The following is a 12,860-nucleotide window of genomic DNA, read 5'->3' as shown; positions in this document are numbered from 1 at the left end:
CGGACATGGTGTCACGACGCTCGAACTGCCGTATCGCTGTGACGGTCATCCTCGCCGGATTCGGTGCGGCGGGGTGTTCGATGAGCAATGCCGTAAGCGGGCCCGACGTCGGAATCGGGTTTCGTGAAACGCGCGCCCTCCAGGCACAAACCCTGCGCGACTACGACGAATGCCAAGACGAAGCCGTAACGCTCGATTCCCTGGCCCGGCAAGGCGCGTCTACCGCGCGGTACCTCGCAAGTGCGCGGGTTGCCGACACCTGCGACGGCGCGTTGGACGCCGCAGCCCTGTCGTTGGTGCCGGTCGAAACGCGCATGCGGGTATACGCCCTAGCTATTCAGAATTACATCAAGGGCGGCGATCTTGCCGCCGCGCGCACCGGCCTGGACCGATACCGAGAAGCCTTCGCCGGGCGTGACCTCTATTTTGGTGACGGATCGTCGTTCATCGACACGGTCGACCTACTACTCCGGGGCGATTCCGCTACGGACACTGTCGATCTGACTGTCCCCAACATCGGTGAGCCGCTGCGCGATGAATTGCGCCGGGTGCGCTATTGGGCGCGGAACTGATGGGCCGCGCGGGCTTCGTGGCAGTGGTTTGCGGCTTTTTCGCCGTTGCAGCGGTTGGCGTCCCGTGGGCCGGGGCGCAGAGCCGCGATGGGGAGGCGCAAGACTGGCGCCCGGCGGTGAGCGAGCGATTGGTTCAGCTCCCCGTGCGCTATCTCGACCAAGCGATCGAAGACGATTTTGGCGAGTCGGCGTTGGCCAGTGCCATCGCCAGCGTGGAAAACGCCCTCAACGACAGCCACTCGGCAATTCTCGAACTCCAAGAAGCGCTTCCGTTGGCCGACGGCGATGTGGCGGACAACCTGAGGCGCGCGCTTGTGGTCGAGAAAAAGGCCTTCGTCGACTACCGGCTGCGGCACCATGCTTTGTATCGACGGGCGCTGGAAGCGCGCCGCGATCTCCTGGAAGGTCTGCTTGTCGAGCGGCAGCAAGGCGGACGCAACGCTCCGGTCGTCGTTCAAAACCTTGTCGAGATACAACATGGTGCACGGCGCAGGTTTGCCGGTGTCGAGGACGCGGCGCCATCCGACCCGGAGGCATCGTATGGCCGCTACGCCCAAAACTATGCCGCCAACGAAGACGCAATAGGTGCACTTGCCGCAGCGATTGCCGACCACCCTCTCGCGGCACCCGAGGACGACGCGGGCGGTGGCGATGCCGATGCCGATGCCGTGCGCGGGTTGCTGGCAGATACCGAATCACGGCTCTCGCTGTTGGACCAAGAAGTGCGTCTGACGGGGTTGATGGCCCGTTTGGTTGCCCTCGACGCGCAGGCGCTCGCCGCGACCTTCGATCGAGTCAGCGGGCGAGACCGCCGGACAGGCCCGGACCTTGCAACGCCAGCCGCCGTTTCTCTCTTCACCAACCGCAAGTCGAGGTAGTCATGATAGGTAGGATTCGTACGGCTCGCGTAGCCGCCGTGTTGACGATTGGCTTGATTTTTTGGGTTGCCGAGACGCGACCGGGGGTAGCCGGTCCGTTGGAGAATCTGGAGCGCGAACGCGCGTCGATGATCCGGACGTGGTTCGACCCAGGCCTCGATGCCGAGGCGCGCGCCGAAGCGCTGACGCTATCGCAGCGGCGCTTGCTGACCCTTGAACAACTGGTCCTCCGCGACGATTCGCTGATTGGGCGCAACACACCGACAGTGCGGCGTGCGTTCGCGAATTTTGACCTCACCTTCCTGACCCACGCGGGGATCGAACAGCGCCAGGCAGCGATCGACACATGGCTCGCCCAGGTGGGCCTAACGACCGAGACTCTGATGGCGGCACGGATAGGGCGGCGGTGAGTACGCGTTTAGCGCTCGTGCGGGACGGCGTCGGCGTTGCGGGCTGGTGCCTTGGGGCGGTCTTGATTTCGCTCGCCGCGGTACACTTAGTCGCCGGGACATCGCCGCGGAATGCCCTTGCGGCGGTGACCGACGGTCTCGGCCCTTTGTTCGCCGCCGGGGCGATCGGTCTTGTCGGCACCGCCCTCGTGGCATGGTACCGCGTTCGGACCGGACCCGACGCACGGCTCTGGTTCGAGGTCGGGTCGGCCGCCGCAAACGGTTTGGTCACGTTGGCACTAACGTTCACCCTTGTCGGTATCAGCGCGGGTATCACCACGTTGCATGGCCGAACCCTTAGCCCCGAGACCGTCCAACCGATCATCGCCGAGCTTGGCGAGGCGTTCGGGCGTGCCTTCTTGACGACGATCGTCGGTCTGCCGGTCGCCGCCGCGCTACGTGCGCTGCTTGGCGTTTCGATGACAATGCGAATCGGCACGGGAAGTACGCCGTGAAGTCTCTGGCGTTTACGGCGAGCGTGGTCGCCGCTCTGGGCTACCTCTTGTTTGCGGATCGGTTATCCGGTTTCAATCTCCACGCCGCTTGGCCGGACTCGTCGCCGCGACGGTCTAACGAATTGCCGTCCACACCTGGATCGACTGCGACCGGACCCCGAGCGAAGAGTGCCGACCGTGCGCAAGGGGGGTCATCCGATCCTCCGCTCAATCTGAACGTTCAAGGGGATTCCGATGTTGTCCCAGCGACAGGTATGCTCGCGCCCGATACGAACTCCGTCCTTCCGCCGGAGCTGCCAAATATCGCTGGCGACTTAGGCCCCGTTCCGACCGCGGCGGATGTATCATCGGTTACCCTAGACCTGGAGCCAATCAGCGCTCCCCGGACCGCACCGGAATCACTCGCTATCGACCTGCTGTCCTCTGCGCCGCCCGACACCATCCTCGATGCCCGTGCCTTGCGTCGCCTCGCGGCGGATTTGGAAATCGCTGCCGGCCGTGCGCGCCTTAGGTAGTGGACCGGCCTCGTGTTGCCCGCGGACTGGGCGTAGCGGCGCTGATCTTTCTCCCCCTGATCCATGCGGTGCAGCCGTCGTCGCGCAATACCATTGCGCCGGTCCAGCAGGACTCCATGGCGCGACCGGAAGCATCCGTCCCTGGCGTGACGTTGCCACCGCCCCCGGCGATTTCGTTGCGCGACGGCGGCGTGCGGTCGCCGACGCCGCCCGCCCCGATCTCTGTTGTTGCCCGCCCAGTAGGGGCCTTGGCGCAGGCCGCCGGGGTGGCGACGCTCCTGCCGCACGGGCCTAGCGTCGGCCAGACAACGCCGTCAGAGACGAAATCTCTGCCGGCGACTGAGCGGAACCAGCGACTTGCGTCCGGGCTTGCGCCGCCACCGCGTTCCCCAGTGCCTCCCGCGGCACCTGGGTCGCTCGCCATAACCATACGTGCGGCCCACCGGGGGGGCGCGCCGACCCCGGCGTTTGAGGCGCGAGCCGAAGTGCCCGGCCCCGCCGGTTCAACCGTTGCACTGCTCAATCCGCGCGACAGGATCGGCCCCTCGGCGGCGGCGATGCTCCGTCTTGCCGAACATGGCGACGGCCCAGCGATCGAGATCGAGTGGCCGCAGGCAGCGGCCGACCGTGCCGCGTTGGAGCGGGTGCTGCGCCGGTGCTACGGGATGCGCGACGCCCGTGTATTGCTCGACGGCCGCCTCATAGTCGACCGGGCCGGGCTCGACACCGCAACGGACGACGACCGCTACAGTCGCCTCGCGCGCTTGCCGGGCGACGGATTACCGGCCGCGATGGCGAGCCGTTTGGCAAGGAATGGAGGCGCCTCCGTACGGGTTTTTCCGCGGCGCCTCGATGCCGCGCTGCTCGAGGCGTTTGCGTCGCTGCAACGCACCGCCGGCCACATTGCCATCCAAACGATTACCGGACGCTACCGCCAACGGGGAAACGCGTTGTCTATTGTCGATCTCCGTGTGGACGGCGCCCGGGTCGTAACCGAGATCGACCTGAACCCGTTGAACAGCGCATGCCTCCACTGAAGGGGAAGCGGGTGGGGGCGATGTGCCTCATGGGTGCATGGTTCGCAATCGGCTGTGCGCCCGTTGTCTTTCGCGATTACGGCGACGGGCACCCAGTGCCTGTCGGTGTACGTTTCGTTCAGCGCGAGATCTCTCCGGCACTTGGGGCAAAGCATCCGGGTTGCGTTGCGATTACCGCAGCGGAGAATGAAGACGATCGGGTCCAGAGGGTCGTCGCGAAGGCGATCGGGCAACACGCACCTCAGCACTTTGATCGCGTGTTATTCGACGGCGCGGAAAGGGCGGCTCGCTCGAGCAATTCACGCCGTCTTGCCGACGACACTAAATGCACGGGTGTGCTGCGCTGGTCGGTAACCGTGGACACGAATGTTTTTGCGCTGGTGTGGGCGCACCGACGCCTTGGCGCTCCATTGGCGTGTGGGAGAGTGACACCCTGCTGTGGCGGGCTCACCATATCGCGGTCCGCAGCGACGGCGAGTTCCCGCTCGGGGTGATCGCGGCCCCCATCGCAGATCACCGGGCGGCGGCCCTCGCCTATGATCCCGATGTGCTGCCCTCGCTCGCCCAGGACGCGGTTCGGCGGATTTTCGCCGGTTTACCGGTTGCCGAACCGGGCGATCTCGTTCCAGGTCCCCGCGTCCTTCGAATCCTGCCATAATCGGTGTCGCTGCGGGGGAGATCCTAGGGGGCACCATGAGGACATCACTGTTTGCTGCGTTCCTGATCGCGACCGCGACAACCGCGCAGGCTGACATCGTGAGTTCCGGCACCGGCTTCATCGTCAACGCCGACGGCGATATCGTCACTAATCAACATGTGATCCTCTACCGCGACGACGCAGGCGACGTGCGTCGATGCGGGGGGCTCCAAATTGTCGGTCTCGGGTTCGACGGCGCGGCTCAGGTTGTCGGCGAAGCGCCGCGACAGGACCTCGCGGTCCTTCGCTTTGTTGAACTCGCCGACGGCGGACGACCGCCACGAGTCCAACAGCCGACCGCCGCGCCACCGCCGCCGCCCGCGCGGGGCGGCTGGCGCAACGTGGTCGAAGCCACCGCGCGGCGCGGTTCGGTGCCGCAACAACAACAGTCGGCCGAGTCCGGTTTTGCCGTCTTCGCGGTCGAGCGCCCGACGCCCGGAGAGTCCGTCGTCGCTTACGGGTTCCCCTTCGGCGATCTCCTATCGGACGAACCGAAGGTATCGACGGGGATCGTTTCGGCGCTCTCAGGCGTCGCCAACAACGTCAACAACCTGCAACACACCGCGCCCATCAATCCGGGCAATAGCGGCGGTCCGCTGCTTGACGGGCAGGCGCGGGTAGTCGGCGTTAACAACGCGCGGCTCGCCATCGACGGGCAACAAAACACCAACTTTGCGATTCACGGTGCGGTCGTCACACAACTATTGGATTCGCTCGGCGTCGCCTACAGCCGCGTAGGCAACGGTGCGACAGCGACGGTCCCTGACATTGCCCGCCGGGCGAACGGCTTCACCGTGAAAATCCTCTGCCACGCCTAGCGCCGATGATTTGGCGCAAGACACCGCTGCAGTGCGTTGCGATCCTATTTGCAGGTTTTCTTTGGCTCTCAATGGTTGCCACACCCGAGGCACGCGCCCAAAACGTCAGCCAATGGAGCGGCACGTATCGCTGTATTCCCTCGGCAAGACACTGCATCGGCGGATGGGACGGTGAGATCCGCATTGCCGGCGGCAATGTTATGGGCAACCTCACGCTCTTTTGGGAGGGCGCAGCCTACAAAGGCGCGGTCACCGGGCGTATCGACCCAAGGGGAGATTTCTTGGGCACCGCTTTTGTCATGCACGGCGCCGACGACAAAAAGATCGAGGTGGATATCACCGGACCTTTGTGGGAGGCCAGCGCCTCGCTCATCACGAGGTCCTTCATGCGGGGTGCAAAACGCCGCGATATTGGACGGCTGCGTTTCATCGAGCCTGCGCGGTTTGCCGAAATTGAAAAGGCCAATGCCGCACCGGCGGGACGAACGGCGTCGGCGGCGCGGAGCGTTCCGTCCAGCCCGCAAACAATGGTGTCTGCGGAGCCAATGCGGGAGGTAGGGTGCGATACCTTTGTGGGCACTTTCACTGTGCGCGCCGCTACCAGCGATAGCAGCGAACGGCTCCGCTCCGGGGGCGGGTGCCTCGATCAGCCCGGCTTCACCGTCTTACGCGACGCGGTGGAGGACTGGGTAGAAGTTCGTCTCGACGACGGGCGCGTCGGCTTTGTTGAGGTTACCAACCCCTCGCTACGCGCCTATGTCGGCGCGGCCCTTGCCGTGGCGCCTACGCTGGCGTTGCCGCCCACCCGCTTGGCGGCGCAAGAACCTTTGACCGTGCCTGCGACGGTCGCGCAAGCGCCCCGCGCGCCCGAGTCGCGCAACCCCACGCCGCGCACCGGTCCGTGCATATTCGGCCCCGACGATTATGTCGTGCGGGTTTTGCCCGATCCCTCGGCTCGGCCGTTGATCTCAGGCCGAGGCTGCCTTGACGACCTCGAACTGGATGTGGTCGCGGAAACGAGTCGCGCAGGGTGGTTTCTCGTCCGTTTGCCCAGCGGGCGCAGCGGCTTCGTCGATGCGCAGGCAAATGCAGCGATGACGGCCCTCGTTGCCGCCCTAGGCACCGCCGTGGCCAACAGCCCCCAGGTTGCCGGGGCGCCGCGGTCGGAATCGGCTGTCGTGGCGCCCGATCTCGAGCCGATCGATCGGCGTTTTGTCGCGATCGGCAACGCCAACGTACGCGAAGGGCCTGACGTGCGCGCGCAGCGCGTTGCCACCGTGACCCAAGGGACCGTTGTGGTCGCCCTTGGCCGCGTACGCGGCGCGGATTGGTTCTTCATTGCGCGCGACGGCGCGCCCCTTGGTTACGTTTTTGCCCCGCTAATTGCCGAGGAAGGAAGCCCGGAAGCATTGGCGGCGCTTGCTCCGTTGACGCCCCAGCGATCGGCGGATGTTCCGGAAAATCGCCACGCCGTTGCGGTCATTATCGGCAACCGCCGCTACGGCGGCGATATCCCGGATGTGACCTACGCGCACAACGACGCCGACGCGGTTCGCCGTCATGTGATCGACGTCCTTGGTTACCGCGATGGCAATGTCATCGACTTGCGCGACGCGACCCTAGCCGACTTCAATCGGGTCTTTGGCACCGAGCGCAGCAGGCGGGCGCAACTCGCCAACTGGATACGCGACGGACGGTCGGATGTGACGGTGTTCTATTCTGGGCACGGCGTCCCAGGCTTGGAGGATCGCCGAGGATATCTTCTGCCGGTGGACGGCGATCCCAACCTTGCAGAACTGACCGGCTACTCGCTCGATACGCTACACCACAATCTGTCGCGCCTGCCGGCGCGGTCGGTGCAGATTTTTCTCGATGCATGCTTTTCGGGTAACTCCGCGGGTGGATCGCTCCTGCGGGCGACCTCGGGGATTGGATTGTCGCCGGCGCTGCCGGAGGGGAGCCAAGCGGGGATCGTCATGGTCACCGCAGCGTCGGGCGATCAAGTCGCGAGTTGGGACGAAGACGCCGGGCATGGCCTGTTCACACGCCATCTCTTGATGGCGCTCCAGGGGCTAGCGGACACAAAGACCTGGGGCGATGGCAACGGACAGGTAACGCTCGGGGAGGTAAAGACCTATCTCGACGACGAAATGACCTTCCAAGCGCGCAAACGATTCAACCGAGAACAAACCGCGACCATTGCCGGTGGCCGTGCGACAGTGGTTTCGCGAATGGAGTGAGCGGTACTGGCCTTCGCCGGCCCGCGGCCAACCCCAGGCGGTAGGGTTGCGGTGAGAGCCTAAAGGCTCAGAAAATCAAGGTTTTTCTTTCCCCTCAGGGCCTTGTCTTTAGACCCCTTCAAAAATACGGTTATGCTCCACTAAGCAAACGGGGGTCGCGGTTTTCCGCGGCTGAAGGGCTACCGTACCAATGGCAGAGCACTATCAGGTTGCGATCGTCGGATCGGGACCCTGTGGCATGAGCGCCGGCGGCCGTGCGGCCCAACAAAACGTGTCGCACGTCGTTCTAGAGCGAACCGACCACCTGTCGGACACGATTTTCAAGTACCAAAAGGGCAAGCATGTCATGGCGACGCCGGACATCCTGCCGCTGCGCAGCTCAATGGCGTTCGATGCCGGGACCCGCGAATCGATTTTGGGCAGATGGGACGAGCAAACCGCGTCGCTCGGTGTGAATGTCCGTCATAACGCCGAGGTCACCGCGATTACGGGCGAGAAGGGCAATTTCTCGCTGACCTTGAAGAACGGCGAAATGCTGACGGCTGACAATGTAGTGCTCGGGATCGGCCTACAAGGCAACCTGCGCAAACTGGCGTGCCCGGGCGGCGATTGGGACGGTGTTCAGTATCAACTCGACGACCCCGACGAATACGAAGGGGAAAACATTGTCGTCATCGGGGCAGGCGATGCCGCGATCGAGAACGCGGTTGCACTCGCCAAACAGAACAACGTGTACATCGTCAATCGGCGCGATGAATTCGCGCGCGCCAAGGACGGCAACCGCAACCTGATCGAATCGGCCATCGATAGCGGCGATATCGTTTGTTACTACAATGCCGATCCCAAGGAGGTAACGCCCGGTAAGCTGGTATTGACCGTTGCCGACGGCGAAGCTGAAATCGAGTGCGACCGAATCATTGCCCGATTGGGTGCGGTGGCGCCGCGTAAGTTCGTCGAATCCTGTGGGATCGAGTTCCCAAGCAAGGATCCGTCGTCGCTGCCCGAACTCAGCCCTCAGTACGAATCGAACGTTCCGGGTCTTTACATCGTCGGCGCACTTGCGGGGTTTCCGCTCATCAAACAGGCGATGAACCAAGGCTATGAAGTCATCGAGTTCATTCTCGGAAACCAAATCAAACCGGCCGATGAGCCGCTCCTTGAAGAGAAGTTCCGCTCGCTCCCCGGTGGCCGCTCGGTAGACGACGTGATCACGCATATTCGCGACAACGTACCGCTGCTTCGTGCCTTAACGCCGTTGCAGCTTCGCGAGTTCTTGCTCGATGCGACGATCCATGTCCCAAGTCGCGGCGAGATCGTGTTCGAACGCAACGACTACACCAATTCGTTCTTCATGATCGTCGAGGGGAGCGCCGACATTCTCATCGACGAGGACGACCCCAACATCAAAGTGACTGTCGGTGTGGGCGATTTTTTTGGTGAGATCGGGCTGATTGCGGGCCGCCGTCGCAGCGCGACGGTCCTCGCCGCCGAAACCTCGGTGATGCTGGAATCGCCACGCCGCTCGATGGTCAAGCTGATCAACTCGGTCGAGGCGGTCGAACGGTCGATGAACGAAGTGGCACTGGTGCGCCAACTGCGTACGTACCTGTCGCCGCACCTGACCGACGAGGCGATCCAACCGGTTCTCGAAACCGCCGAGGTGCGCAGCTTCAAGTCGGGCCAAGTGATGTTCAAGGAAAGCGATCCGGACGAGGGCGTCTACCTGATTCGGAAGGGTTCGGTAACCGTCTCGCGGCGGATCGGTGGCAAGGACATCGTCATCGCCTACGTGCCCGCCGGACACTATGTCGGCGAAATGGCCTTTCTCACGCGCGCCCGGCGGAACGCGACAGTGCGCGCTGCGATCAACACCGAGACCATCTGGATGGAGAGCGACAAGTTCCGCCAGATGATCGATGCGTCGCCCGAGTTGCGCGGCGAAGTCGAACGGCGCCTGCTCACGCGTTTCATCGAGAGCGAGAGCATGCAAACGCGCCCCGACGCCGGGAACATCATCCAGTTCCTCGTCGAGCAAGGCGTTGGCGAGGCGACCGACATCTTGCTCATCGACGAAACACTATGCGTCGCCTGCGACAACTGCGAGAAGGCCTGCGCGGAAACCCATGGCGGCGTTTCGCGTCTCAATCGCGAGGCGGGGCCAACCTATGCGAGCATTCATGTGCCGACTTCCTGTCGCCATTGCGAGCACCCGCACTGCATGGCCGATTGTCCGCCCGATGCGATACACCGGGCTGTCGATGGCGAAGTCTATATCGACGATAGCTGCATCGGTTGCGGCAATTGCGAACGCAATTGTCCCTATGGCGTGATTCAACTTTCCTCGGGTGCACCGAAGAAGCCCGGATTGTTCTCGTGGATGATGTTCGGAATCGGACCGGGGCCGGGTGAAAACAAAATCTGGAACAAGGCGCATAAAAAGGACGACGGTGCTCCCAAAGTCGCGGTTAAGTGCGACATGTGCCTCAATGTTCCTGGGGGGTCGGCCTGCGTCCGGGCCTGCCCGACCGGTGCGGCGATTCGCGTTAGCCCTGAAGAGTTCTTTTCGTTGTCAGAACTCGCGGCGCGCGGCTAGCGGAGCGGGTAGTGCACACATCCATCTTGGTATTCCGGAATTTCCGTTATCTGAAGATCGCGGTGGCGTTGATCGTCGTGGCGCTTCTGGCTTATGCGGTTCACGACCCACTGGGGCGGCCCAACGGGGGCACGTGGCTCGGATATACGCTAGGCGGATTGGGCGCTGCGATCATCGTTTGGCTGGCGTGGTTTGGCATCCGCAAGCGGCGCTATGGGGTCGGGAAGCTGTTGCTTGAGGATTGGGCGTCGGCCCATGTTTACCTTGGCCTGTCGCTCCTCGTGATTGGAACCCTACACAGCGGCTTCCAGTTCGGCATCAACGTTCACACCTTGGCGTACGCGCTGATGGTTTTGGTGATCGGCAGCGGGGCCTTCGGTCTCTACGCCTATCTCCGCTATCCGCGGCTGCGATCGCTCAACCGCGGCGAGGGCGCGCTGGGCGACGTCTGGGCATTGGTGGCGGGAATGAGCCGCGATTGTTACGAGATCGCCCGCGATCTGCCGGACGAGGTTTACCGCTTGGTGGAAGACGCGGACAAGAACACGGCTCTTGGCGGGAGCATGTGGCGCCAGCTCGCGGGTCACGACCCCACGTGCGCGAGTACGCACGCCCTGAATAAGGTGCGCGCGATGGCCGAACAATATAGCGGCAAGGACGCCGATGCGGCGCGCCGACTAGTTCGCGTTCTCGCCCGCAAGGTAGAGCTTCTGGTCCGGATTCGCCGGGACATTCAATACAAGGCGTTGCTGGATGTGTGGCTCTACTTCCACATCCCGCTGTCAGTCGCACTGCTTGGTGCATTGGCCATCCATATCATCACAGTATTCTTGTACTGGTAGGGCGCGTGGAAGTTCTTGTTCGATATCTCACTAAGAAACGCGACGGCGCGACAGCGACCCGCGACGAGCGCATCGAGTGCGAATCGATTCGATTCGGTCGTAGCACTGACAACGAAGTCGAGTTACCGGCGCCCGGCGTTGTCCTGCATGAAGGGGTTCTTCACAAACGTGTAGGCGGGCTTTTTTTCGAAAGCTTCGGCGAGGCGCGCAACAACGTTACGGTCGACGGCCAACCGATTGCCAATGGATCGGTGCGTATTGGCTCGACGATCGGCGTCGGCCCGTATGACATCGTGGTTCTGCCGCCGGTCGGCGATGCCGAGATCACCCTTTCGGTCGAGTTGGTGCGCCCGGTTGGCGATACCCTCGCGACGCTCCGGGCGAACAGCGTTACACGGCTCGACCAGTCGGGGATTGGCAAAAGGCCGCTTGCGTGGGGAGCGCTGGTTGTCATTCTCGCCGCATTTTTGCTATGGCCATTGATCGAGGCCTTCGTGATCAACCGCGACGATGCGCGCGTTTCCAGGAACTCGATCGAAATGGCCATGGCGACCGAGTACTGGCCGATGGCGGCCGATCTGGCGTGGGTGACGGGCCCGGTATCGGGGCCGCACAAATTCATGGCGCAGAACTGTGGTTTTTGCCACGAACGGCCGTTCGTCCGCGTACAGGATAACGTGTGCGCGGAGTGCCATGCTGACATCCAGAACCATGTCGACCCCAAGGTCCACGATCTGCCAGAAATATCGACGGCACTGTGTCAGAGTTGTCATAAGGAACACCAAGGGTCCGAACCGATCACGCGGGAAGATCAGGCGTTCTGTTCGTCGTGCCACAGCGATTTGAAGAAGGTCGCGCGCGAGACCGACCTTGGGGATGCGGCCAATTTTGGACGCGACCATCCAGAGTTTCGTCCCGCGGTCGTCATCGATGCCGCCGCAAAGACGTTCGCACGGGTGGCGCTCGACAAGGCGAACTGGCCGGTCGAAAAATCGAACCTGATCTTCACCCACAAGAAGCATCTCAATCCGCAAGGAATTCTCGTGCCGGGCCAACAGCAGCGGCGCGTTATGGCGTGTGCGGACTGTCATACTTCGGAGCAGGGTGGTGGGGGTTTCGCGCCGGTCGTCATGGAAGACCATTGCAGCGATTGTCACCTACTCAACTTCGAGCCGACCGTACCGACCCGCCGGCTACCGCATGGCAGCGTCGCGGACGTCACCAACTCGCTGAAGGAATTCTACGGCGACCTCGCTCTGCGGGGCGGCGCGACGGTTGAGGCCGCACCTGCGGTCGTACGGCGGCGGCCGGGCGGGCGCTCGCTCTCGGAGGAAGAGCGTCTCGAGGCGCTGGCTTGGGCCGACAAGGCGGCCCGCGACGCGGGCGCGCGAGTTTTCACGCGGTCGGTGTGCGGTACCTGTCACGAAGTTACCCGAACCGGCGATGGGCCCCTCGATTATTCGGTTGCCCCAGTCCTTGTTGTCGACCGTTGGTTGACTAAAGGGCGCTTCGATCATGGCAGTCACAGTGCGCCGGGCTGCTTGGATTGTCATGCGGCCGTCGACTCCGACAAGGCGACGGACGTTCTGCTGCCGCAAATAGCGACCTGCCAGGCCTGCCACGGTGGTGAAGCGGCGGTTCAGCGGGTGCCGTCGACCTGTGTGAGTTGCCACGACTTCCATCTCGATTTCCATCAACCGATGCGCGAGCCCGTGAAGAATGCGCGTGCTGAGGACGGTTGAGTGCCGCGGTTTCGCAGTCCTG

At 63.3% G+C, this 12,860-nt stretch carries 11 protein-coding genes; all 11 read left to right on the top strand.

The features are described 5' to 3' along the window. Positions 1–5 precede the first annotated feature (5 nt). Positions 6–572 carry a hypothetical protein gene (locus RID42_16070; GenBank protein MEQ8249197.1) on the top strand — a complete coding sequence of 189 codons (567 nt, stop codon included), beginning with the start codon at positions 6–8 and terminating at the stop codon, positions 570–572. Then, the gene (locus RID42_16065; GenBank protein MEQ8249196.1) at positions 557–1,450 is read left to right on the top strand and encodes a hypothetical protein; all 894 of its coding nucleotides are present in this window, start codon (positions 557–559) and stop codon (positions 1,448–1,450) included. Before RID42_16070 ends, RID42_16065 begins: the two co-directional genes overlap by 16 nt. A gap of 2 nt (positions 1,451–1,452) precedes the next feature. After that, positions 1,453–1,860: a hypothetical protein gene (locus RID42_16060; protein ID MEQ8249195.1), complete on the top strand. Its 408-nt coding sequence runs from the start codon at positions 1,453–1,455 to the stop codon at positions 1,858–1,860. Beyond that, positions 1,857–2,354, top strand: a complete 498-nt coding sequence (locus RID42_16055) for a hypothetical protein (protein ID MEQ8249194.1) — start codon at positions 1,857–1,859, stop codon at positions 2,352–2,354. Before RID42_16060 ends, RID42_16055 begins: the two co-directional genes overlap by 4 nt. Positions 2,355–2,868: 514 nt before the next feature. Continuing rightward, complete coding sequence (locus RID42_16050) at positions 2,869–3,906, top strand: hypothetical protein (protein ID MEQ8249193.1); 1,038 nt, start codon at positions 2,869–2,871, stop codon at positions 3,904–3,906. 382 nt (positions 3,907–4,288) lie between these two features. Continuing rightward, the gene (locus tag RID42_16045; GenBank protein ID MEQ8249192.1) at positions 4,289–4,564 is read left to right on the top strand and encodes a hypothetical protein; all 276 of its coding nucleotides are present in this window, start codon (positions 4,289–4,291) and stop codon (positions 4,562–4,564) included. Positions 4,565–4,599: 35 nt separating this feature from the next. Then, entirely contained in the window at positions 4,600–5,421 is an 822-nt protein-coding gene (locus RID42_16040; protein ID MEQ8249191.1) for a serine protease, read from the top strand. A gap of 5 nt (positions 5,422–5,426) precedes the next feature. Next, a complete protein-coding gene (locus RID42_16035; protein ID MEQ8249190.1) occupies positions 5,427–7,661 on the top strand; it encodes a caspase family protein in 2,235 nt (744 codons plus the stop codon). 190 nt (positions 7,662–7,851) lie between these two features. After that, positions 7,852–10,254, top strand: a complete 2,403-nt coding sequence (locus RID42_16030) for a cyclic nucleotide-binding domain-containing protein (protein ID MEQ8249189.1) — start codon at positions 7,852–7,854, stop codon at positions 10,252–10,254. 11 nt (positions 10,255–10,265) lie between these two features. Continuing rightward, positions 10,266–11,096 carry a hypothetical protein gene (locus tag RID42_16025; GenBank protein ID MEQ8249188.1) on the top strand — a complete coding sequence of 277 codons (831 nt, stop codon included), beginning with the start codon at positions 10,266–10,268 and terminating at the stop codon, positions 11,094–11,096. Between the two features lie 5 nt (positions 11,097–11,101). Next, complete coding sequence (locus RID42_16020) at positions 11,102–12,838, top strand: hypothetical protein (GenBank protein ID MEQ8249187.1); 1,737 nt, start codon at positions 11,102–11,104, stop codon at positions 12,836–12,838. Positions 12,839–12,860: the final 22 nt, after the last annotated feature.

The organism is Alphaproteobacteria bacterium, from assembly GCA_040216735.1.
In the GTDB taxonomy this organism is placed as follows: Bacteria; Pseudomonadota; Alphaproteobacteria; order SHVP01; family SHVP01; genus CALJDF01.
This window is presented reverse-complemented; position numbering and strand designations above follow the sequence as displayed.